Annotated in this window: 21 protein-coding genes; 11 read left to right on the top strand and 10 right to left on the bottom strand. The window is 27.3% G+C overall.

Features of this window, described 5'->3' with window-relative positions:
- The first annotated feature begins 8 nt into the window (after window positions 1–8).
- From AACP42_RS00615 to pth, 9 genes are all read left to right on the top strand, one after another.
- A complete protein-coding gene (locus AACP42_RS00615) occupies window positions 9–713 on the top strand; it encodes a TrmH family RNA methyltransferase (RefSeq protein ID WP_212775349.1) in 705 nt (234 codons plus the stop codon).
- 94 nt (window positions 714–807) lie between these two features.
- Complete coding sequence (locus tag AACP42_RS00610) at window positions 808–1,362, top strand: inorganic diphosphatase (RefSeq protein ID WP_212509133.1); 555 nt, start codon at window positions 808–810, stop codon at window positions 1,360–1,362.
- A 245-nt stretch (window positions 1,363–1,607) separates the two neighbouring features.
- On the top strand, window positions 1,608–2,066 hold the full coding sequence (gene smpB, locus AACP42_RS00605) for an SsrA-binding protein SmpB (RefSeq protein ID WP_212775348.1): 459 nt from the start codon (window positions 1,608–1,610) through the stop codon (window positions 2,064–2,066).
- Window positions 2,067–2,273: 207 nt separating this feature from the next.
- Complete coding sequence (locus tag AACP42_RS00600; RefSeq protein ID WP_212775347.1) at window positions 2,274–4,130, top strand: DUF2779 domain-containing protein; 1,857 nt, start codon at window positions 2,274–2,276, stop codon at window positions 4,128–4,130.
- 242 nt (window positions 4,131–4,372) lie between these two features.
- Window positions 4,373–5,446, top strand: coding sequence for a transcription termination factor NusA (nusA, locus tag AACP42_RS00595; protein WP_212775346.1), 1,074 nt, complete (start codon window positions 4,373–4,375; stop codon window positions 5,444–5,446).
- A gap of 5 nt (window positions 5,447–5,451) precedes the next feature.
- The gene (locus tag AACP42_RS00590) at window positions 5,452–5,709 is read left to right on the top strand and encodes a YlxR family protein (protein WP_212775345.1); all 258 of its coding nucleotides are present in this window, start codon (window positions 5,452–5,454) and stop codon (window positions 5,707–5,709) included.
- Between the two features lie 159 nt (window positions 5,710–5,868).
- Window positions 5,869–7,728 (top strand): translation initiation factor IF-2, encoded by a 1,860-nt coding sequence (gene infB, locus AACP42_RS00585; RefSeq protein WP_212775344.1) that lies wholly within the window; start codon window positions 5,869–5,871, stop codon window positions 7,726–7,728.
- Window positions 7,729–7,731: 3 nt separating this feature from the next.
- Window positions 7,732–8,073: a 30S ribosome-binding factor RbfA gene (gene rbfA, locus AACP42_RS00580; protein WP_212509139.1), complete on the top strand. Its 342-nt coding sequence runs from the start codon at window positions 7,732–7,734 to the stop codon at window positions 8,071–8,073.
- Between the two features lie 301 nt (window positions 8,074–8,374).
- Complete coding sequence (pth, locus tag AACP42_RS00575; RefSeq protein ID WP_212775343.1) at window positions 8,375–8,941, top strand: aminoacyl-tRNA hydrolase; 567 nt, start codon at window positions 8,375–8,377, stop codon at window positions 8,939–8,941.
- A 107-nt stretch (window positions 8,942–9,048) separates the two neighbouring features.
- Here the strand turns inward: pth and AACP42_RS00570 are convergent, their stop codons facing one another.
- The 9 genes from AACP42_RS00570 to AACP42_RS00530 form a co-directional block, all read right to left on the bottom strand.
- Window positions 9,049–10,329, bottom strand: a complete 1,281-nt coding sequence (locus AACP42_RS00570; protein ID WP_212775342.1) for a hemolysin family protein — start codon at window positions 10,327–10,329, stop codon at window positions 9,049–9,051.
- Between the two features lie 634 nt (window positions 10,330–10,963).
- A complete protein-coding gene (gene priA / locus AACP42_RS00565) occupies window positions 10,964–13,405 on the bottom strand; it encodes a replication restart helicase PriA (protein WP_212775341.1) in 2,442 nt (813 codons plus the stop codon).
- A 158-nt stretch (window positions 13,406–13,563) separates the two neighbouring features.
- Window positions 13,564–14,841 (bottom strand): ATP-dependent metallopeptidase FtsH/Yme1/Tma family protein, encoded by a 1,278-nt coding sequence (locus tag AACP42_RS00560; RefSeq protein WP_249402811.1) that lies wholly within the window; start codon window positions 14,839–14,841, stop codon window positions 13,564–13,566.
- An 8-nt stretch (window positions 14,842–14,849) separates the two neighbouring features.
- Window positions 14,850–15,506: a hypothetical protein gene (locus AACP42_RS00555; protein ID WP_249402806.1), complete on the bottom strand. Its 657-nt coding sequence runs from the start codon at window positions 15,504–15,506 to the stop codon at window positions 14,850–14,852.
- Window positions 15,503–15,928 (bottom strand): hypothetical protein, encoded by a 426-nt coding sequence (locus AACP42_RS00550; RefSeq protein WP_212775340.1) that lies wholly within the window; start codon window positions 15,926–15,928, stop codon window positions 15,503–15,505. Before AACP42_RS00550 ends, AACP42_RS00555 begins: the two co-directional genes overlap by 4 nt.
- Window positions 15,929–15,956: 28 nt before the next feature.
- The gene (locus AACP42_RS00545; RefSeq protein ID WP_212775393.1) at window positions 15,957–16,355 is read right to left on the bottom strand and encodes an AAA family ATPase; all 399 of its coding nucleotides are present in this window, start codon (window positions 16,353–16,355) and stop codon (window positions 15,957–15,959) included.
- Entirely contained in the window at window positions 16,356–17,837 is a 1,482-nt protein-coding gene (locus AACP42_RS00540) for a hypothetical protein (protein ID WP_339332549.1), read from the bottom strand. It abuts the gene before it with no gap.
- A gap of 519 nt (window positions 17,838–18,356) precedes the next feature.
- Window positions 18,357–18,761: a hypothetical protein gene (locus AACP42_RS00535; RefSeq protein WP_212508949.1), complete on the bottom strand. Its 405-nt coding sequence runs from the start codon at window positions 18,759–18,761 to the stop codon at window positions 18,357–18,359.
- A 39-nt stretch (window positions 18,762–18,800) separates the two neighbouring features.
- Window positions 18,801–19,070, bottom strand: coding sequence for a hypothetical protein (locus AACP42_RS00530; RefSeq protein ID WP_212775315.1), 270 nt, complete (start codon window positions 19,068–19,070; stop codon window positions 18,801–18,803).
- A gap of 443 nt (window positions 19,071–19,513) precedes the next feature.
- On the opposite strand from AACP42_RS00530, the gene AACP42_RS00525 reads away from it, so the two are divergent.
- Window positions 19,514–19,726 carry a hypothetical protein gene (locus tag AACP42_RS00525; RefSeq protein ID WP_212508947.1) on the top strand — a complete coding sequence of 71 codons (213 nt, stop codon included), beginning with the start codon at window positions 19,514–19,516 and terminating at the stop codon, window positions 19,724–19,726.
- Window positions 19,727–19,738: 12 nt separating this feature from the next.
- Here the strand turns inward: AACP42_RS00525 and AACP42_RS00520 are convergent, their stop codons facing one another.
- Complete coding sequence (locus AACP42_RS00520; protein ID WP_249402803.1) at window positions 19,739–20,308, bottom strand: hypothetical protein; 570 nt, start codon at window positions 20,306–20,308, stop codon at window positions 19,739–19,741.
- A 697-nt stretch (window positions 20,309–21,005) separates the two neighbouring features.
- Between AACP42_RS00520 and trhA the strand changes: the two genes are divergently transcribed.
- The gene (trhA, locus tag AACP42_RS00515; protein WP_212508946.1) at window positions 21,006–21,698 is read left to right on the top strand and encodes a PAQR family membrane homeostasis protein TrhA; all 693 of its coding nucleotides are present in this window, start codon (window positions 21,006–21,008) and stop codon (window positions 21,696–21,698) included.
- Window positions 21,699–21,929 lie beyond the last annotated feature (231 nt).

Here is a 21,929-nt window from a genome sequence, read left to right as displayed (position 1 = left end):
GAACATTTATGATTACATCGAAACAAAATCATACTTTTAAAAAATTAAAAAAATTACAATTAAAAAAATATCGCGATTTATATCAACAATTTTTAGTATATGGTGATCATCTCATTGAACAAGCACAAAAAAACAACGCTGTTGTTACCGTTTTTACTTCTAATGAGGAAAAACCAGGGACTTTTATTGCGCCTTCTTTGATGAAAGAATTATCTCAAACTAAAACTGTCTTTGAGCAAATGGCTCTTTGCAAACCTACCTCAGAGAATAATTTATTGTCTGATAAAATTTTAGTTTTGGATGATATTCAAGACCCTGCTAATTTAGGAGCTTTAATGCGTTCTGCTAGTGCTTTTGGGTTTAATCAAGTTTTTGCCAGTTTTCATAGTGCTGATTTTTATCATGAAAAAACTATTAGATCAAGCCAAGGTGCCTTATTTTCGCTTTCCTTAAAAAGAGGCAATACTAAATCCTTTTTAGAAGAAATTAAAGAAAAAAACTATTCTATTTTTAGTGCTTTTCCCCAAAAAGCCAATATTACTATGGAAGATGCTAAAAAATATCCTAAAAAAGTATTAGTTTTAGGAAACGAAGGACAAGGGATTTCTTTGGAAACAGAAGCCCTTTCTGATTATTTTGTAAATATTTGCACTCAAAATGTCGAAAGCCTAAATGTTGCAGTTGCAGGAAGCATTTTAATGTATCTTTTGTAATTACCAAAGATAAAAATTTATTGCAAAAAAATAAAACAATAAAAATATCATAAAACAAATTATAAAATAAATAAAATAATAAAGAGGTTTAAAAATGAATATATTACATGATATTAATCCTGAAAGAATTACAAAAGAAGAGTTTATAGTAGTTATTGAAATTTCTCAAGGAAGTAAAAAAAAATATGAGATTGACAAAGAAACAGGTCTTTTGTTGCTTGATCGTTTTTTGACAACTGCTTTTCGATATCCGATTAATTATGGATTTGTTCCTTTAACTAATTGTGAAGACAATGATCCTTTAGATGTTTTGGTGTTATCTCAAGAAATCCTAGATCCTATGACTTTGGTAAAATGTCGTCCTTTGGGAGTAATTAAAATGATTGATAATGATGAATTAGATGAAAAAGTAATTGCAGTTCCTGTTTTTGATAAGTATTTTTCTCATTTACAAGATTTAAAAGATATTCCTTTGCCAATGATTGCAGAAATTAAGCATTTTTTTGAAAATTACAAAGCTTTGGAAAAGAAAAAAGTAGTTATTGAAGCTATACAAGATAAACAAGCAGCATTTAGTGCTATTGAAACAAGTCTTTTAACTTATCAAAAAGTTATTAAACCTTCTTTAAAGAAAGAAAAAAAGCAATAAAAACCTTCTTATATTTTTGCAAATAAAGTTTATTTGTGTTTTGCCTCCATATCATTTTTCAGTTTTAATAAGGCTCAATTGTAATTAAATTATTTGATTAATATTTGATTAAAATGTTTGAAAAGAAAAGATTTGACAATAATATTGGTGATAAATATACTGTACAACAAACTTATTTTAAAAAACTTACTAACTCAAATTTGATTATTGCATTTATTTCATTTTGCAAAGGAAAAGTTTAAATTATGAAAACAATTATCACTAATAAAAAAGCATTTTATGATTATTTTTTAGAAAAGAAAAAATATCAAGCAGGAATCAAATTATTAGGAAGCGAAGTAAAATCAATTAGAATAGGAAAAATTAATTTATTAAACTCCTATATTCATATCAAAAATGAAGAAGCTTTTATAATGAATATGACTATTTTAAAATATCCTTTTAGTTGTTGTTTGGCATATGATGAAAATAGAACTAAAAAGATTTTGTTGCAAAAACATGAAATTATCCAAATTCAAAACAAAATTAAAACTGAAAAATTGTCTGTTATTCCTTTAAAAGTTTATTTTAATAAAAATTTAGTTAAATTAGAAATTGCCTTAGCTAAAGGTAAGAAACAACACGATAAAAGAAATGCTTTAAAAGACTTTGATGCTAAATTGCGTATTCAAAAAACATTAAAAAACTTTAATCAAAAACAATAATTCTTAACCCTTGTATTTTTTAATGAATAAAAAACCAATTTTAAAAATCCCCAACTTAAATTGCTTAATATTTTGTATTTTTTTGTAGTTTAACAATAATTTATAACAATTAAATTTTTGCAATAATAATGATACAAAATAATTAATTATTTTGTATTTTTTGCTTTTATGCAGATATCAAATTAGACAATAATTAAGGACACATGAATGAAAATTTCTAAAACTCGTTTTATTAAGTTTTTAAAAGTTTTAAAATATTTGAATTTTAATTTTTTGTATCAAAATAAATCTCAGTTTCTTTTGGATTTTTCCAATGAACTCAAAGATTTAATTAATGAAGAAACTTATGCTAAAAAACTTGCTTTTTTACAAGAAAATCTAAGCGAGCAAGACGAATATCAAGCTGTTTTAAACCAAAAACATTTAAACATTATGCAACCTTATTACAAACAATTAGAGCTTTTGGTAGGTTCTTATTTGGAAAAACATTTTCCAGGAGAAGTTATTTTTTCTTTGGAAACTTATCAACAAAAAAAGTTTCAAATGAATAAACAAGGATATCAATTTTATTGTTTTTTAGATGGATATCAAGAAGACAAAACTACTATTCGTATTTTTGAAACTAAAACTACTACTAGCAAAAAATTCTTAAAATTGCAATTTGTAAACGATAACAAAGAAAAAATGCCCTTTTTCCATTATACAAGTCCTAACACCTTATCACCTTTTTGCAAGGGCTCCAATCAAGACAACCCATCTTATCAAAAAAAAATGCAAACTTTTTTTAATCCCAAATCACAAGAAGGAAAATACATCTATGATTTAACTTATCAAAGATGGGTAATTGAAAATAATTTAACTGAGGCACAAAAAAAGAAAAAAATAGAGTATTATTTGGTAGTTCTTAATTCGGATTATGTTTATGATTGCAAAAGTTGTAATGCGGCTTTGGATCCTAACTTGCTTACTTTTATTGATTTGACTTTGATTACACAACAAGGAACTCAAATATTAGAAAATGATGCCAATCTTTTAATTTCTTATTTGTCTTCAAAAACTAACAAGCCAAACGACACTTCTGCTTATTATTTGTTGCCTGAAAAAATCCTTCATTTTTATGAAAACATCCCTTCCAAAGACAGTATTTTTACTTATTTTTATAATCATTTAGGTTTTTTTGACTCCCAAAACAAACAAAAACACGAAACACAACAGTTAATTTTGCAACAATATTATCATGTTTCTGACATTCCTTTTGCTTGGTTGAATCGTTTTGATAACAAAGTGCAACAAAAAGTTACCCAAAAAAAGCTTCCTTATTATTGTTTTGATAAGATTAAAGCAGGGTTGCAAATTCTAAAATACCCTCTTTATTATTTAGATTTTGAGGCTTTTCCGTGTCCTTTTCCTAGATTTAAAGGCGAAAAACCCTATACTCAATCCTTATTTCAATTTTCACTTCACATCGAAAAAGCCCCTGGTTTGTGCAACAAAGATAAAAATCACGTTTCTTTTTTGGCACCCGATCACGCCGATTACAGAAAAACCCTATTAGAAAAACTAACCAATGCCATTTTAGATGATGGAGGCTCCATTATTGTTTATCATAAAGCTTTTGAAAAAACACGCCTTCAAGAATTATCTTTGCTTTTTCCTGAATATTCCTTGCAAATCCAAAACATTATTGCGCGTATTTTCGACCTTAAAGACCTTCTAAAAGGCAGCAAAACGATTTATCAAAATCTAGGATTTGATTCCGAACAAGCCGCAGGCATTAATTTTTATCATCCCCATTTGCAAGGTTCTTTTTCTATCAAAAAAATTACTCCTTTATTTTGCAATTTGAATTATCAAAATTTAGTTATTCAAAATGGTATTGAGGCTTTTTTAACTTATATTCAACTGCCTAAAATGTCTCCTTTGCAATTTCAAGCGCAATTTCAAGCCTTAGAACAATATTGCAAACAAGATACTTGGGTAATGGTAGAAATTTTGAAAGGACTTATCAGCCAAACCCAAAAACCTAATTTCTTATATTTAACTCCTAAAGATATTGTCCAATAGTCAAATTTATTATTTGTATCTCCTTTTTACTCACAAAATTCCTTAAGGATGCATAAAAAATTGTTATTTGCCTTGGGAAATGATATAATTATATTATGAGTTATTTTTTTTCATCAAAAGATAAAAATGGTGCTTGTAACAAATCACTGTTTTTTTTATTTTGTATCTGGTTTTAGTTGGTTGTGTTTGTTAATGTTAAATTCGCCCACATCTAACAAGATGCATTTACTAGGAGGTATCGTTTGATTAGTAAGAATTTTTTTAAACTTTTAGATAAAATCGCTCAAGAAAGAGATTTAGATAAAGACCAAGTTATTGATGCTTTTGCTAAAGGATTGATTTCTGGTTGCAAAAAAAATCATAAAGTTAAAAGCTGTAAAATCCAGTTAAAAGAAGACAAAAGCGAAATTATTTTATATAAACAATTTTTGGTTGCCGACGAAGCTACTATGAGCACTATTAATTTAAAAGAGTCAACTCCCATTACTCTTGAAGAAGCCCAACAAATTAAGCCTCATGCCAAAATAGGTCAAGTAATTGATATTAAAGTTGATCCTAAAGATTTTAATCTATACGCTGTCAAAGAACTTAAAAATCAATTCAACGAAGAGCTTACCAAAAAGAAAAGAGAAAACATTTATAATTTTTTCAAACAACAAGAAGGCAAATTAATTATCGCTAAAATTATTTCGGAAAACGATAAATTTTATAATTTGGAATTAGAAAAAGAAATTACTACCTTGCTGCCTAAAAAAGAAATTGCTTCCAATAATGAAATGCAAGTAGGCGAAAGAATTCAAGTTTTTTTGTCAGAAGTAAGAAAAACTACTAAATGGCCTAAGATTTTTGTCAGTTGTAATCATGTGGGACTTGTAGTTAAAGTGTTAGAAGAAAATATTCCTGAAATCCAAGAAGGCATCGTTAAAATTGTAGGGGTTGCCCGCATTTCTGGCGAACGTACCAAAATTGGTTTATTGTCCTGCGACGCTCAAGTAGATGCCATTGGCTCTTGTATTGGCGAAAGAAGCAACCGTATTAAAAATGTTATCAAAATCCTTAAAGACGAAAAAGTTGATTTATTTGTTTGGAGCGACGATCCCCAAGAACTTATTGCAAATGCCCTCAAACCTGCTTCATGCCTTCAAGTTGTCATCAAAGACGACATTAACAAATACGCTCTTGCAATTGTTCCTGACGACCAATTTTCTTTAGCGATTGGTAAATTAGGTAAAAATGTTAAATTAGCAGCGGAAGTAACTAAGTGGAATATTGATATCAAAACCTTAGATCAAGCCCAAACAGAAGGATTAATTTAATTGTAATGACTGTTTTGCGAACTTGTATAGTTTCTAAAAAAATGCAAGATATCAAAAAAATGATTAGAATAAATAGCACTAAACAAGGAAAAGTAGCTGTTGATTTTAATTTAGCACTTCAAGGAAGAGGAGTATATCTAACTTTAAAACTTGAATATGTTATTTTGTCGCAAAAAAAGAAACTTTTAGATAAAAAACTCAAAACCAAAGTTCCTGAAGAAATATATCAAACTCTTTTAAAATTGATTGCTTTACAAACTTAGCAAACATTTTTATATTTTATTTATGCATTTTTCCATCTTTGAAATATTTTTTGTTCACTTCACACTTCACATTTTTTATTTTTTGCCCAATTTATTTTTTATGTTGCAATCTTTTATTTTCATGCATTAAAAATTATTAAAATTAAAGGAGGGATGTAAATGACCCTTAACAAAAAAACAAATAATGAAAATTCATCCAAAACTACCCCTAAATTATCCAAGGAAACGGATTTGCGAAACGATTTTGCTAGTAAAAACTATGTTTTTAATCCCCAAGACAAAGTTTTTCAAATCGCTCAAGTTTTTGGCATTACCAGTGCTTTTTTAATTAAAAAATTATTACAATTAGGACTTAAAGCAGATGTTAATCAAACCTTAGAAAAAGATATTGTTGAACTTTTAGCCAAAGATTACAATATTCAAGTAATCGAACCCCAAGAAAAACACACCCCACCACAACTTCAACCGCAAATGCCTTCCCTCACTAAAACCAAACCCAACCAAAAACTTAATTTTCAAAAAACACCGCCCATTGTAACTATTATGGGACACGTTGACCACGGCAAAACTACTCTATTAGATGCCATTCGAAAAACTCGTGTAGTTGATCAAGAATTTGGAGGCATTACCCAACACATAGGAGCTTATCAAGTTGAATACCAAGGAAATAAAATAACTTTTATTGATACTCCAGGACATGAAGCTTTTGATAAGATGAGGGCTAGAGGAGCTAAAATTACTGATATTTGTATTTTGGTAGTAGCAGTTGATGATTGCGTCAAACCACAAACCTTAGAATCCTTGAAGCACGCCCAAAAAGCCCAAATTCCTATTATTGTTGCTTTAAATAAAATTGATAAACCCAATAATAACACACAACAAATTATGCAAGAATTATCTAGTTATGATTTGTTGCCTGAAGAATGGGGCGGCACTACTCCTTATATTGCTATTTCTGCTTTAAAAAGAGAAGGTTTGGAAAAAATATTAGAAATTATTCTTTTAGTTAGTGAAATCCAAAATTTACAAGCTAATCCCGATCAAAAAGCTCAAGGAACAGTTATTGATGCAAGCCTTAATAAATCTTTAGGACTGGTGGCTACTTTTATTGTAAGTGATGGCAACCTTAAAGTAGGCGATATCGTCGTTGCTGGAGCTTCTTATGGAAAAATTCGTTCCATGGAAGATGAAAACAAAAAAACACTAACCAAAGCCTTACCTTCGCAACCTGTGCGTGTTGCAGGATTAAAAGGAGTGCCTCAAGCAGGAGATATTTTTTACGCCGTTGCTAATGAAAAACAAGCACGCCAAATTGTAGCCGAAAAAAAATCCCAAACTAAAGAAACTTTAGCCAAAACCCTTTCACCTCTTAATTTAGAAGATATTTTACAAGACTTAGAAACCGAAAAACCGCAAGAACTCAATATCATTTTAAAAGCTGATACTCAAGGAAGTTTGGAAGCGCTTCAAGGTATGATTGCCAAAATTAAAGTATCTGATCTTAAAGTGCAACTTTTGCGCGCTGCTGTTGGCACCATTACAGAAACAGATATTGCTTTTGCCAAATCATCAGACAGTTTGTTAATAGGCTTCAATATCAAACCTGCTTCTTCCACACTCAAATCTGCTCAAAGACAAGAAGTAAAAATTACTATTCATAATGTTATTTACCGCATTATTGAAGATATTGAACAAAAATTAAAATCTATGATTAAACCTACTTTTGAAGAAGTGGTTACTGGTAAAGTAGAAGTAAGAAAAATTTTTAATATCAGTAAAGTTGGCAATATTGCTGGTTGTTATGTGACACAAGGTATTGTCAATAATAGCGATTTTGCCAAAGTAATGCGCAATGATGAAGTTTTATTTAAAGGTAAAATTGCATCCTTAAAACATCTCAAAGACAACATTAAATCTGCCAAACAAGGTTATGAGTGCGGCATTTTACTTGATGGTTTTAATGATTTTGAAATTAATGATATAATAGAAACATCTAAACTAAGCAAAGTAGAGGAATAAAAAATGGTAACAACAGCTGAAAGATTGTCTAGTCTAATTCAAAAAGAATTGGTGTTAATTAATGATGTTATTCAAGACGAACAAATAGGATATATTAATTTAACCGATGTTAAAGTAACAAAAGACTTGTCTTTTGCTAATGTTTATTATACTATTTTAAGCGATGATCCAACTGTTTTGAAATTAACAGAAGAAACTATTCAACAAAATAAAGTTGTTATTCGGTTGGAATTAGCTAAAAAAATTAAAAATTTTCGTAAAATACCTGATTTAGTTTTTAAATATGATAAATCTTTATCTTATGGACGCCGTATAGAAAATATTTTAAAAGATATTAATAAATAATTCTTTCTTTGTTATTTGTTTCAATAATTTATATAAGATATGCTTTAATAAAGGCGTCTTTTTTCTTTATTGGCGTTGGTATTTTGTTATCTTTGTTATTAAAAATAATTTGCGCACAAAATACAAAAATTAAAATCACTTTTCTTTGTGCAATTCCAAAAAATAATATAATTAGTAAAATAATTCAAATATATAATTGCAAAAATAAATTTGCAAACAGCTTTTGTTTTGTTTTTTTGCTTTTGCTTATCATAAATAATAAAATGAAATAATAAAACACAACAAAAAGAAAGAAAAAACGATGAAACTTATTGTAGGTTTGGGGAATCCAGGTACCAAATTTGTAAACACTCGTCATAATGTTGGTTTTGCTGTTGTTGATTCTTTTTTAAGTCAAAATAAATATCAAATCTTGAAGGAAGACAAAACCGCCCACATTTATCAAATTAATTTTAACCACCACCAATCATTATTGATTAAACCACAAACGTATATGAATTTATCAGGTGAAGTGGTAAAAAAAATTATAAATAAATATCGCATTAAGATAGAAAATATTTTAGTTATTGTAGATGATATTTATTTGGATGAAGGCAAATTAAAGTTAAAAATGCAAGGTGGTCATGGAGGGCATAACGGATTAAGGAATATTATTGATCGTTTAGGCACTAAACAATTTAAAAGGTTAAAAATAGGAGTAAGTTTAGATTCTTGCATGCCTTTGGATCAATATCTTTTAACGCCTGTCAATGCAAGCAGTCAAAAAAATATTTTAAAAAACATTAATATTATTAATAAAATTATATTTAATTTTATCCAAGATGTGGATTTTAATATTTTAATGAATGCGTATAATTCTAAACTTTGATTTTGTATTACCCATTATTATTTATTTGAAAATAAATGATTTCTTAATTGAACAAATTTATAAAGGTATAAAAAAAGAGCAAATATTTTCATATTTGCTCTTTTTATTTATTTTATTTCTTCTTGTAAATCTATTTTTGTGATTTTGATTTGAGAAATTACTTTATCATTGTGTTTTAAGATTGTAAATTTAAAATTCTTGTAAATGATTTCGATATTTTTGTCATTTGGTTTGGGAAATCTTCCCAATTGTCCTATTAAAAAACCACTTAAAGTATCATAATCTTCAGTGTTAAATTCTAATTTAATTGCTTCTGCGACCTCTTCTAAATCAGCAAATCCATTAACAATATATTCATTTTTGGCAACTTCTTTAATCATTAGCTCTTCATTGTCGTATTCATCCGAAATTTCACCTAAGATCTCTTCAATTAAATCCTCAAAAGTAATTATTCCAGCTGTGCCACCATATTCGTCAATTACTATTGCCATATGGGTTTTGGTTTTTTTCATTTCGCGGAAAAATTCATTAGTATTTTTTGTATCTGGGACCAAATAAGGTTTTCTAATGAATTTTTTCAAATCAAAAATTTTATTTGGGTTTGAGGACATTAAATAATTAAAAATATCTTTAACATGTAAAATGCCTATAATATTATCAATACTATTTTCATAAACTGGAAAACGTGTGTATTTTTCATTTTGGATAGTTTTAATTAATTCTTTTTTGGTAATTTCAACATTAATTGCAACTACTTCGGTGCGGTGGCGCATTACTTCAGAAATGTTTGTGTGATCAAATTCAAAAATATTTTGAATCATTTTATTTTCATCTTTGTCAATGATGCCTTTTTGATAACTTGAAGTTAACATTAAACGTAGTTCGTCTTCTGAGACTTGTATGCTATTTTTGTTAGGATTTAGTCCGAAAACAATAAGAAAAAGATTACTTACTTGAGTCAAAATCCAAACCAAAGGCGTAATTAACCAAGCAATTAAGGAAATAGAACCAGAAAAAAGATAAGCAATTTTGGAAGGTGCATGCATTGCTATGCGTTTAGGAATTAATTCTCCAAAAATAATAGAAAGGGTAATAATTAAAGCCTCAATTCCGATGTTATGTAATGAAAAATGCCCTTCTGTTTCTCTTAGCCAACAAGATGTTACAATATTTCCTTGAAAAAAAGTAATGATGTGAATCATAATTTGAATTACTGATAAAAAAGTGGTTGGTTTGGCTTTGATTTTTTTGACTCTTAGAGCATTTTTATTGCCCTTTTTGATATCTAATTCAATTTTGCTTTCGTTAGTAGAAATAAAAGATATTTCGCAAGTTGCAAAAAAAGCATTTAATGCGATTAAAATAATCAATATGACTATCGGATTCATAAGAAAAAACACCTTTTGGCATTAATGCACATTTTTTTATTTGCTAAATTTGATTTTTTACCCACAAACGTCTTTTTTTCAAAGATCTTTATTGTGCTAAATTTTATACTATCACTATCGTCCATATTTTTTTGAAACAACACCTCGCCTTTAATTTATATTTTTAATAACTAACTGATTTCATTTTAACATAAATAATAAAAAATGTCAATTTATAAAGTAAAATAATTGCTGGTTTTTCATTTGTTTTTGCTCGCTTTTTGTGTTACATATTTTTTTTGTTAATGGAAAATAAAAGCAATAAAAAAGAATAGTAATTTTATTTGGGTGTTTCTTTTGGTTTTGTGATTTTTTTGTGATTTGTGGTAATTGAAAAAATTGATGACTATTTTCAAAAACTTCTGTTTGCTATTATTGTTGCCTTTTGGTTTGGTGAACTGTTCCGTTTTTTTAGACACTTTTTAAGTGTAATGAAATTACTTTGTTAGTTTGAAAAGATATGAAATTATCTATTTAATTTTAAGTCTTAAAGAGTAATTTTTAAATAAAAAAGTGTCTAAAAAAACGGAACAGTTCAGGCGTTTCTTTTTTGCCTCCATGCAATTTTAATTTATCTTTGGATTTTATAATTTGTTTACAATAAATTAGCAAACCTATCAAAAATAATTAAAGCATCTTGGTGAATGTTGTTTTCCAAAATAAAATCTAGATCCAAAGGCCAAATGCTATATTTTAGTGTCAATAAACAGCGATAACGGTTATTTTTTTTAGGAATAAGTGATAAAACAGGACCTAAAACAGTTATTTTGTGTGAAAAGCGATTGGCCAATGCTGCTTTGATGCGGTAAGCAATATCAAAAGTTTTTTTAAAATCTTTATGAGAGATTAAAATTTGGCTCAGGTATCCAAATGGAGGGTTTTGTGACATTTTTCTTTCTTCTAAAAGTTGTCTCAAAAACTCCTTTTCTTCATATTTGACTGCCGCATTAATTGCAAAATGGTCTATATTATAGCTTTGCACAATTACTTTGCCTTGTTCTTTTCTGCCACAACGTCCTGCTGCTTGAATGAGTAATTGAAAGGTTTTTTCTGAGCCTTTAAAACTAGGAATTTTGAGTAAAGAATCTGCCATTAAAATACCTACTAAAGTAACTTTGTGAAAGTCAAGTCCTTTGGCAATCATTTGAGTTCCTAACAAAATATCTGCTTTTTCTTGATTAAAATCGTTCCATAATTTTTCGTATTGACTAATTTTTGTGATAGTATCTGAATCAAATTTGATAAGTCTTGCTTGCAAAAATTCTTTTTGGAGATAAGCTTCGATGTATTCGATACCAACGCCTACTTCTTTTATTTGTTCTTTGGAGCAGCGCATGCATTTTGGTGTAAATTGCTCTTTATAGTTGCAATGACTACATTTTAATAGTTCTTGTTTTTGATAAAAAGTAAGGCTATTGTTGCATTTATGGCATTTGGGGACAAAGCCGCAAAAACGACATAAAACAAATGGTGCAAAACCTTTAGTGTTGATAAATAAAATGGCTTGTTGTTGTTTGGCTAGAACTTCCCTTAATGCATGTTTAAGGCTTTGGGAAAAAGGTTCTAAATTGCCTTTTTTTAATTCTTCTTTCATGTCTACAAGTTCGATGGTAGGTAAAGCATCAATTAAAGCTCTTTTGGTAAGGCTTAAAAGTTGATAATTTTGTTGTAAAACTTGATAATGACTTTCCAAAGAAGGAGTAGCGCTTCCTAAAATTAAAGGAATTTTGTGGTATTTAGCCCTTATTTGTGCCAAGGTTCTTGCATCATAAGTGGCGCGCTCTTTTTCTATTAAAGCCTCGTCGTGTTCTTCGTCAATGATGACAATTCCTAAATTATTTAAAGGAGCAAAAATAGCACTACGAGTGCCTAAAACAATGCAGGCTTTTTGTTCTTTGATTTTTAAAAATTGGTCTAAATGTTCTTTGGGGCTTAAATAACTGTGTAAAACAGCTATATTTTTGTTTGTGAATTTGGATTGGAGGCGTTGCATTAAAGGAGCTATTAACATTACTTCAGGTACCAATAATAAAACTTGTTTATTTTGATTGAGAACTTTGGTAATTAAATGGAGATAAATTTCAGTTTTGCCTGAGCCTGTTTTTCCGTGTAAAAGATAAGTTTTGTGGTAGTTAAGATTTATTTTTTTTGCTATTTGTTGTTGTTCTTCATTCAAAATTATTTTTTTGTCTTCTGCAAGTAAATCAAAGTTGTGATTTAGAACTATACTTATTTTTTGTTCTGTTTGTAAAAGAATCTTTTTGCGGATTAAGGATTGAATAATGCTGTTTGAAGTCAATTCTAAGGCTTTTTTTCTTGTGATTTCTTGAGTTTTTATTTTTGGTTTGCTATGTTTGATTTCATTTGAGCTTGTTTTATCTAACATTTTTAAAGGTTTTAATTCTTTTAATTTTACAATAAAATCTTTTTGCTTGGGTGTTAATTTTATATCTTTTTGTTCACTTAATTGCGGATTAAGGTGGTAAATGCATATTTTTTTTTCAGTGTTTTTTTCTTTGAGTTGTAAAATATCTTTGATTATGACAATTTTTTTCTTAGATAGTTTTGTAAAATATTCTAATAGTTTTTCTTGGGATTTGTTTTTGGGATTTAAAAAAAGTTCCTTTTTGTTTGCGAAAAAACCTTTGAGATTTTCAGGAAATAACTCCTTATTTATAATTTTAATTTCTTTTAAAAAAGATTTTACAAATTCTTTGGGGAAAATAGTTTCATAAACTAAGGCTTTAATAATGAAAGGAGTTTTTAACATTTCTTGGGATAATAAAAAAAATTCTTGATCAAAATAAGGAGTTTCATCTAAAATAGTTATTATTTCTTTTAAGTTCTTATTGAACTTGCTATTTTCTTTTAAATTGATAATATAGCCTAAGCGTTGCGAATTAGCATTACCAAAAGGAACTACAACTCTCATTGCTTTTTTGATTATCTTTTCAAAATGGGGTGGTACCAAATAATCAAAAGGTTTGTTAATTCCTTGATATGTAGTTTTTATATCTATAATTATTTCAGCTATCAATTTTTTATCCTTGCTTTCCTTATTGCTTTAGTTTTTGAGAGTTTGATACTTCAATTATAACAAAATTATAAATCATTTGGGATTAATAAAAAAAGAGACTTTAAAAAGCCTCTTTGGGATTTGTTTGATTGTAATTAATGTGTGTAAACGATTTTAATTTATTTTTTTACAGTAGCTAATTTATTTTTGTTAGGTTTATTACCTGCTTTGGTTTTAGTTTTTTCAGAATTTTCTTTTTGTGCTTCTGGTTGTTGTGTCTCATCTAAAGCATAAATTTCTTTTTGACTTAAAGTATCTTTATCTAATAAAGTTTGGGTTATTTTTTCTACTAATACTTTATTTTTTTCTAAAATGTTTTTAGCTTGTTTGTAGCATTCATCTACTATTTTTTTAATTTCTTGGTCTACTTGATAACGAGTTTGTTCGGAACATTTTTCAAAGTTAATATATCCTAAAGGACTCATTCCTGAATAAACCACCATCCCAAAAGCAGTGCGAGTAGCTTGTTTAAGATCGGAATACACTCCATTAGTTCTAGCTTTAGAAAAGAGTTCTTCAGCGGCTGCTCCACCTAAGGCAACAACGATGTTATAGGTGAGTTGTTTTTCGGTATTGCAAAAATATTCTTTATCAGATGTAGGCCACATATAACCTAGAGCGCCTCCTCTTGGAGTAATAGTGAGGGTTCTTACTTTTTCAGAACTATGAGGGTGCTTCATTACAATAACAGCATGTCCTGCTTCGTGGTAAGCTGTCATTTTTCTTTCTATTTCATGAATAACTAAAGATTTTTTGGCAGGTCCCATATAAACTTTGTCAACTGACTCTTCTAATTCATCCATAGTAATAAAAGCTTTTTGGTTTTTGGCTGCTAAAAGAGAGGCTTCATTAAGAACAGCTGCAAGTTGGGCTCCATTCATTCCTGGAGTTCTTTTAGCTAAATGGCTAAAATCCACTAAAGGTTCTATTTTTTTGTTACGAGCATGAATTTTTAAGATTGCTTCTCTAGCTTTTACATCAGGAAGATATACTTGAATAGTTCTATCAAAACGTCCAGGGCGAAGCAAAGCAGGATCTAGAGTATCAGCTCTATTAGTTGCAGCTACTACAATTACTCCTCTATTTTGGTTAAAACCGTCCATTTCAGTAAGTAATTGGTTAAGTGTTTGGTCTTTTTCGGAATTTCCTCCTTCTCCTGAATTACTTCTTTTTCCTCCTAAAGCATCTATTTCATCGATAAAAACGATACAAGGAGCATTATTTTGTGCTTCTTTAAATAATTTTCTTACACGTGCAGCTCCAAGTCCAACATACATTTCAACAAATTCAGAACCAGAAACAGCATAAAATGGCACTCCTGCTTCTCCTGCTAAAGCTTTTGCAAGTAAGGTTTTTCCTGTTCCCGGAGGACCTTCTAATAAAACTCCTCGTGGGATTCGTGCTCCTAAAGTGATATATTTTTTAGGATTTTTAAGAAATCAACTAATTCTTTCATTTCTTCTTTAGGTTCTTGGTTTCCTGCAACGTCTTGGAAAGTTAATTTGCTTTTTTGTTTCATAGAGGAAGTTTTGTTGTTTTTAGAATCAGCTCTTTTTTGTGATAAGAAATTATTAAAAATATAAAACATCCATAAAGCTGATGAAAAAATACTTAAAATACCAAAAGTATTAGATAAACCATTGGTTAAATATTCTTGGGAATTAGTCATTAAATGATTTTTAGGTTTTTTATTTTCAAAAACTTCTTCGCCGTGTTCTTTATAGATTTTTTTACTTTCTTCTAGTAATTTATCTTGCAAAGTGCGATACATAATATCATCCATATAATCATAAGCAACATCTTTATTTTTATAATAGACTTCTATTTTATGAATAGTACTTTGTTTAAAGGAACTATGTCCTAAATTAATAATTTTAATTTTTTCGATATCTTCGTAATTATCTTTAGTCACTTTGTCAATTAAAACAAATGGCATATATTCTTTTTTATTGTCGTTATTAAACCATTGGTGATTAATTTCTTTAATTGATAAAAATAAAACTAATGCTAAAATGACAGTAATACAACTCCATTTAATGATTTTATTTATTATTTTATTCATAAAAAGCCTCGTAATCTTTTGTTTTTCAAGTATTTTTTAAAATAATATATTAAAACAAACATAACTATTGTAAATGCTACCAAAGCACATGACACTTTGATTAATAAACTTAAATTAAATGCAGGATTAGTTTTGGTTGGTAAAAGTTGATTTTTATTGGCATCTTGTAAAACTCTTTGAAAACCTTGTTCTAGATTATCAGCAGTTAAATAGGAATGATTTTGTCTCATAGCTGCTAAAGCACTTTCAGAAACTAAAGCTTTTAATTGAGCAGGGCTGAATTTATTATCATAACATTTTTGACTTAAATCTTTTAAAATTTGGGGTTTTAGTTTGCCATTTTGATCTTTTATATCATTGTGTAATTCTTCATCTTTGACAAAAAAGTCTAAAAATTCTTCTATCTCTTCAGGTTTAGGCAAATCTAATTTAAGTTTCCTTTCTAATCTTTCAAGGTCTTAACAAAGCTTTATCTAGTATATCAGGGCGGTTAGTTGCTCCAATAACTACAATTGGTTTAGAAGGGTCTCTATCTTTGGAATTAAAACCATCTAGTTCTGTTAATAATTGATTAAGGGTTTTATTATAAACCTCATCGTTATTTGACCTTTTGGCTCCTACTGCATCTATTTCATCAATAAAAATAATACATGGTTGGTTAGATTCTTTTGCTTCTTGGAACAATTCCATTACTTCATTTACACCTGTTCCTACATATTGGTCTTTTTGGAATTCAGAACCACTCCTATATAAGAATTTTACTCCTGCTTCTTTAGATAATTCTTTAGTTAAAAAAGTTTTACCAGTTCCTGGGGGACCGTAGAATAAATAACCTTTAGGAACTTTAATTCACATATCTTGGTATTGTCTAGGGTTTTTAAAAAAATGGAATAATTCTTTAAGTTCTTTTTTAGTTTCTTTAGCTCCTTTAACATTGGATAAAAATTCTTTAGTGTCATCTTGTAAAGAAATAAAATCTTTAAAATAAAGTGGAATAGAATCTGTGATAATGGAATTCAATTCGTTATTTAAATTTTTCATTTCTTTGTGTAGTGTAGCTAAATTATCTTTTAGAAATACTTGTTCTAATAATTTTATTTTATTTTCACCTGTTTGAGATAAGGTAGTATTTGTGGTTTGTATTTGTTCGTTGTATTTTTTTTTAATTTGTATTTTATTATCAAATTTAAATAAATGTTTTAATAAAGCTTTAAAATCAAGTTCTTTATTAATTGTTTCTAGATTCCAGCGGTTTTGTAAATTATTCTTATCTTCTTGTGATAATTGAGAATATTTATTTTGATAATTAGTTTGGATTTCTTCTTGTTTTATAAATATGCGCTGTACTAACTTATCTAATGATCCTATTTTTTCCTTATTTAGATTAGTAATTTTAGTTTCTAAAAGATAAAAATTTTGTTCTAAAAAAACAGTTATATCTTGTTTTAAATTTGAGTATTGGTTATATAATGATAAATTAGTATCTTTGTTTTGAACATTTAGGACAAATTGTTCGCTAATTTGTTCAAAGCGTTTTTGTAGATCATAAGAATGTCTATTAAAATCTAATAATTTTAAATTAAGGCTATCTAGATCTTTTAATATTTGATCTAATTTTTTTACTTCATTTTGGAGAGGAAATAAATTGCTTTTTGTAGTAGTGTTGTCATTAGGATTTGTGTTTGTGTTTTGGTCAATTATAGGGTTTTTCTCCGAATGTATTTTTTTATTTAAGCTATCTATGAATCTGTTTTGTAATGCTTTTTTTAAATCATTTTTATCATAAGTAGCACGCCAAGCATTATAATACGTCCCATCAACTACTTTATTATCTTGCTTACTTTCTAATTTGTAATGTCTTTTTGCTATTTGATTTCCGTTGGTATCATAAGTTATATCATAAGTATCATTATGGTGCCAATTAATGTTGGGGTTTTTTTCTGTATGTCCTTGTAAAAACTTTCTTTTAGATAATACGTTACCCTTATTATCATAAGTTATATCATAAGTATCAGTATGTTTCCAATTAATTATTCCATTTGTGTTAAGTGCTCTTGAAAGAAGTTTTTTATTATTATCAACCATTAAAGCTTGCTTTTTAATTTTTAAAGTAATGTTGTTTTCTTTTTTGATGGTTTCGATCATAGTACTATTTTTTTTGTTGTAGATTTCTTGCCATTCACCTAAAATTGCTTCTAATTGTTCTTTGTCAGCTTTGGCTGTATTATAATTTGATCCCAAAACTAAAAACCCTAAAAAAATTAAAAAACAAATTTTAGATAATTTAGATAATTTGAAATAGTTCTCGAAGTTTTTGTCTAAATTATTCATTTGGGTACTATATGCCTTTCTATTGTTATTATTGTTGTGATTTAAAAAATAATTAAAATTTAAAAATTATTCTTTTTTTAAAAAAATAAAAAATAATGATTGATGTGTAAAAATTAATTTTGTTATGATGCTATTTAATGATTCTAGTGATTCTCGAAAGTTCTTAAAGAAGAATCATTTTTAAAGCATCTTAGAAATATATTTTAAAAAAACAAAAAAGTTAAATATTGAAATGAAAAATAATTGTTATTTGGAATGCATTTTTTCTACATCATTTTATTTCCCTTTTTAAATTTTGCAACATTATTTTAAAAAAATAAAATATTGCTATTAACATCATTTTATCACAAAAAAAAAAAAAACAAGTTTTTTGCTCACTAATCTGTAGATCATGAGTGTTTTCCTTGCAATTTTGTATATAAAAAAAAGACCAACTTTTTAGAGTTGATCTTATTTAATGTAGCAAATATTTGATTTTTTGAAAGTTTTAGAACAATTATGGGCGTTTATTATGGCAATTTATTTGTTGTTATAAATAGATAAAGTTTTTCTTACAGGATTAAAGTATAAATTAAACTTTTCTTTGCAGTTAAATTGGTTTTGGCAAATGTTTAATATTAAATTACCTAAAAAATTCTCTTTGTCTTGAATTAATAATTTTTGAGGACCGTTATATTCCATAATTATAATCTTATTTATTTTATCTAAGGTAATTACCATATTTTGGTTAAAAATAGTATTGTTATCTTGTCTTATTTGGGTTTGATCAAAAATATCTATCTTATTTAAAGTTTGGCTTTGCCATTTATTAAAAGGATTTTGCAATAATTTAATCCAGTGCGAATCTAAAGGTTCTTGAAAATGGTTATTTCTTTTTTGAAGCAAATCAAGTTCTTTTTGGATTTGAGTAAAGTTTTGGAACACCTCATAAATTTGTAATAGTTGGTTTTTTGAGCTCTTGGGTTAAAATATTTTGCATACGTGATAATTCTTTTGATAATATCTAAATCCGTTAATGCCATCAAAAATGTATTTGTTGTGAGTCATTAAAGTAGGTTTGTGGATTATAGATACAAATTCTATTTCCTTATTTAAAGTTTTATCCCACTTTTTTTCCTTGATTTTGTTTGGGTGAGTTTTTTTATAGTTTTTGAGAGTTTGGATTTGAGGTGTGCTAATAGCTACTGTTTTGCTTGCAATTTTATGATTTAGTCTTTGATTTCTAAATTGCAAATAAACTAACCCAATTAATAATGTTATTGATGTTATAGAAATGCAAAAAATACAAAATAATTTGAATTGGGGGTTTTTGTGGTAAAATAGTAGTTTTTTTTGATTTTGAAAATGATTAATGAAGTTTGGCTCCTTTGTGATTAAAAATATTTAAATATATCCAAAATGGGAATAATTTAAATGATAGGAATAATGAAATGATGAAATATATTAAAAAATAATGACAAAATATAAAAAAGTTATTTTAAAAGTTGTATAATATCTTTATAAAGGTAAAAAAGAAAACCAAATATGGTAAAGATAAAATCAAGCCAAAATTTATGTCTAAAAGATTAAAATAAAAGCTGAAATGCAAAAACGGCATTAAAAAACTAACTTATATTATTTTATTTGATGAACTAAAAATAATTTATTAATAAAAATAAAACGAAAAGGCGATATTCATGTTAAAAAGACAAGCTAAAGAACAAAAAATTAGAAGAATGTTGAAAAAAGTTAATATTGATAAATTAAAAATTGTGATTTTGAAAAATTGTAGTAAAAAAACTCATTTTGAAGTTAAAAATCAGATTCTTTTTGTCAATCCTCAAGTGAAAGTTATTGTAGAACAAGTTTTGGAAGAATTGAGGAAAAAAATGGATTTGAAAAATAATTAGTCATTTACCAAATTATATATTTAATTTATCAGATTCATTTATAATTTCTAATATAGTTGTTTTTATAAGATTTTCTAATTCTTGCATATCTTTTTGAAATATGGTAGTTATATTACCATTTTGAGCTATTTTTTGAATTATTTTTTGGAGAGTTTGGAATTTGTTTCTTAACTCCATTAAATTAAAAGATTGTTTTCTTAATTGTTTTATTAAAATATTTTGTTCTGGATTAGATTCAAGTTTGGCATTTGCATTAGCCATCAAATTTTGTTTTATAAAATCTTTAATGTCTGTGATTTTGAGTTTGCCTGCATTCATATCAATTATAATTTTATTTTTTTCAAGCAAGCTTAGTTGATTTTTTAATATTTGATCTATATCATTATTAATATAGGTTTGTATTTTATCCCAAATATTTGTTGCTGTTTGTTGCCATTTATTTGTGTTATGCAATAATTGGTCTTTTAAAACTAATATAAGTTCGGTATTTGGTTTTTCTTTTTTCCAAAAAATATGCATTTTATTGTTTTGATTTTGATTTAAGGCATCTAAAAGATTATTTTGAGTTTGGTATGATTTCATTTTTTCATCATTAAAGTTTAAAAAAATAGCAAAAATTTTGTGTTGGATAGCATCAGTAATTTTTTGATTTGCATTACTTTTAGAAAGCATATGATAATTATAAGCAAAAACTTCTTGGTTCCAATCAGGGTTTATTTTTCTAAATTCGGTTTTTAAATTTTCTAAATTAGGATTGAGACCTAAATAATGTTCAATAATGTTTGTCTTGGTATCGGGTTTGATTTCAGGAAGGATGTGGGTTAATTTTGCATTAGGAACAGATTTATTTTTTTATTTAATAAAAATAATTGCAGATAACAAAATTATTAGTGCGATAATAAATGTGATAATTATTAAATACTTGTAGTATTTAGTTTGAATAGATTTCATGAAAAATAACAAAATCCTTTCTATGGAAAACTAGTTTCCTTAAATATTATACTATTATTGACTGACTATACATTATTATATTTGGAAATGTTGAAAAATTCATATTTTATCTTTTGTCAATTTACAAATTTAGTTTAGCAACTACTTTTATGTGGTAAAATATATAAGAATTAGTTTTTATTACAACTTAATCTAATTTATAAATTATTTAATAAAGTTAATTATTATTTTTAAATGTTTCCTTATTTTCCTTATAACTTATTTAATTTCTAAACTTTTTATAATCTCAGTAATTGCTACATATTCCAAGCAAGAAGGGAGTTTTATTGTGAAATGGGCTACTAAACCAAGTGATAAACAAACTTTGGGCGAAGAAATTGCCAATGCCATTTCCCATGGTTTAATGATTCCTTTAGGAGTTTTTATTCTTGTTTGTTTTTGTCTTAAAGCCTCTGTAATGTCAAATCCTAACGGTTATATTGTACTTGTTTTTAGCATATCGATGATTATTCTTTATTTGATGAGTACTTTGTATCATTCTTTATCCTTTACCAAAGCTCATAATTTTTTTCAAAAGACCGATCACATTAGTATTTATTTATTAATTTGGGGAACTTTTGCCCCTATTTTGTTACTTTTGCCAGAATTGCAAAAACCCTTATTTCCTCAATCAAATGTGCCAATTTCCAAAGGACAATGCTTTTTTGTTTGCCAATGTATTTTGGCTTTTTCAGGTATTATATGTAAAGTTTTTTGGATGAATAAAGGGAAAATCATTCATTTAATCTTTTATGCTTTGCTTGGATGGAGTGGGCTTTTGTTAGTGCCTGCAATGTGGAAAGCCAATATTTTTCATTTTGTTTTACTGGGCGGTGTTTTTTACAGTTTAGGCATCTATTTTTATGTTAAAGATAATAAAAAATATTTTCATTTTATTTGGCATCTTTTTGTTATGGCAGGAACTTGTTTTCATGCTTGGGGCATATATCGTTTGCTTGAAATTTTGCCAAACAATCAATAACAAATTGAAAAATTTCCAACAATACAAAGAAATCAAACTTGCAAACAAATAATTACAAACCCAAAAATAATTCCACTCATTAAAAGAAATTATTAATTAAAAATAAAAATAAATCAAATAACAAATAATTAAAATCCCAATCCCAAACTCAACCCAAAAAAATTAAGTCAAACAACAATTAAAATTAATATACAAACAACAAATAAATTATTACACATCAAAAAACGGAGA

It is taken from the genome of Hydrangea phyllody phytoplasma, assembly GCF_036985185.1.
In the GTDB taxonomy this organism is placed as follows: domain Bacteria; phylum Bacillota_I; class Bacilli_A; order Acholeplasmatales; family Acholeplasmataceae; genus Phytoplasma; species Phytoplasma asteris.
The sequence above is the reverse complement of the archived record's forward strand: the minus strand, read 5'-3'. Positions and strand labels throughout refer to the sequence as shown.

Bases quoted from the DNA above. Each gene is read 5' to 3' on its own strand.
- pth (WP_212775343.1), top strand. From the start codon at position 8,375: ATGAAACTTATTGTAGGTTTGGGGAATCCAGGTACCAAATTTGTAAAC.
- infB (WP_212775344.1), top strand. From the start codon at position 5,869: ATGACCCTTAACAAAAAAACAAATAATGAAAATTCATCCAAAACTACC.
- AACP42_RS00615 (WP_212775349.1), top strand. From the start codon at position 9: ATGATTACATCGAAACAAAATCATACTTTTAAAAAATTAAAAAAATTA.
- AACP42_RS00590 (WP_212775345.1), top strand. From the start codon at position 5,452: ATGACTGTTTTGCGAACTTGTATAGTTTCTAAAAAAATGCAAGATATC.
- AACP42_RS00540 (WP_339332549.1), bottom strand. From the start codon at position 17,837: ATGAATAATTTAGACAAAAACTTCGAGAACTATTTCAAATTATCTAAA.
- rbfA (WP_212509139.1), top strand. From the start codon at position 7,732: ATGGTAACAACAGCTGAAAGATTGTCTAGTCTAATTCAAAAAGAATTG.
- AACP42_RS00555 (WP_249402806.1), bottom strand. From the start codon at position 15,506: ATGAATAAAATAATAAATAAAATCATTAAATGGAGTTGTATTACTGTC.
- AACP42_RS00520 (WP_249402803.1), bottom strand. From the start codon at position 20,308: ATGAAATCATACCAAACTCAAAATAATCTTTTAGATGCCTTAAATCAA.
- AACP42_RS00570 (WP_212775342.1), bottom strand. From the start codon at position 10,329: ATGAATCCGATAGTCATATTGATTATTTTAATCGCATTAAATGCTTTT.
- AACP42_RS00610 (WP_212509133.1), top strand. From the start codon at position 808: ATGAATATATTACATGATATTAATCCTGAAAGAATTACAAAAGAAGAG.
- AACP42_RS00600 (WP_212775347.1), top strand. From the start codon at position 2,274: ATGAAAATTTCTAAAACTCGTTTTATTAAGTTTTTAAAAGTTTTAAAA.
- smpB (WP_212775348.1), top strand. From the start codon at position 1,608: ATGAAAACAATTATCACTAATAAAAAAGCATTTTATGATTATTTTTTA.
- AACP42_RS00525 (WP_212508947.1), top strand. From the start codon at position 19,514: ATGTTAAAAAGACAAGCTAAAGAACAAAAAATTAGAAGAATGTTGAAA.